The following is a 1,054-nucleotide window of genomic DNA, read 5'->3' as shown; positions in this document are numbered from 1 at the left end:
TAGTCTCCAAATTTAGCTGTTTGACACACTAATTATGGCTCTGGCTTTAAGCTAACCCACGAAATTGGAGGCTAGCACCTCGTGGGGGTCATTATGTCTATGTGATTTCGAGAAATTTACCTATGAATCTACTATTTATATGCAGTCGCAATAAGCTTCGTAGTCCGACAGGCGAAGCTGTTTTTGGTGATTACGCCAATCTGGAGGTTCGTTCAGCAGGTATCAGTAATGATGCTCAAGCACCATTGGGAACAGAAGATATCAACTGGGCAGATATTATATTTGTAATGGAACAATCTCATAAGAACAAGCTTGCAAAGAAGTTTAGAAAGCAGTTGAACGGGCAGCGAGTTGTTTGTTTAGGAATACCAGATGTATATAAATATATGGACCCTGAACTGATCGAAATATTCGAAAGAGAAGTTCCAAGGTATCTTTAGTGTTAATCACATAACAAACAATTTAAGAGTGACTCCTAACGCTTGCCGATTTCACTCCGGTTTGAAATTTGTGTTTACGGTGCAATGGGTTAGCTTGGGTGTTACAGCGTTGTCGCACCTTAATTGGGCGTTAGTTTACAAGAGTAGAAAAGGGGTTTTATTCCGAGAGCTTGTCCGGTTATTGTGCTTTGCACCTGTTGGTTTTCTAATCACAGGAACTTTCCGGTGGCACTATATGGGAAGTGTTCGCGGTTGGATAGTCACTTACTGGCTCTAACTTTTTCGTGATAATTCTTTGGTGTGGTTTCTTTTTCTTGGTGACTATATTGCTCATAAAATGGTTTGTCGCACTTGGTTGTCAGGCTGGTCAAATGAATCCTTTGTCAGTTTGAGATCTTTAAATTTTGGTTGTTTAGCGTATGTCGCTTCTTAGCTAAGTTCGTTTTGTTAGTTGGGTTTGAGTTTCGCAGTTTTCAGTTTTACTTCTGCGCCCAAAGCCAGTAGTTATTATAACTAATTCAGCATCTTGGCGCTAAACTTTGGCTTCATCATGTAGGTAAACTAACAAGGCATTTAAGACAGATTCGCAACACTCGGCGTTTTCACTTCAAGTT

General features: G+C 40.1%; 1 protein-coding gene. It reads left to right on the top strand.

Going from position 1 to position 1,054, the window contains the following annotated elements; translation table 11 throughout:
• The first annotated feature begins 122 nt into the window (after positions 1–122).
• On the top strand, positions 123–440 hold the full coding sequence (locus F0249_RS19980; RefSeq protein WP_171757643.1) for a low molecular weight protein tyrosine phosphatase family protein: 318 nt from the start codon (positions 123–125) through the stop codon (positions 438–440).
• Positions 441–1,054 lie beyond the last annotated feature (614 nt).

This window comes from Vibrio sp. 03-59-1 (genome assembly GCF_013114135.1).
GTDB lineage: Bacteria > Pseudomonadota > Gammaproteobacteria > Enterobacterales > Vibrionaceae > Vibrio > Vibrio cortegadensis.
This window is presented reverse-complemented; position numbering and strand designations above follow the sequence as displayed.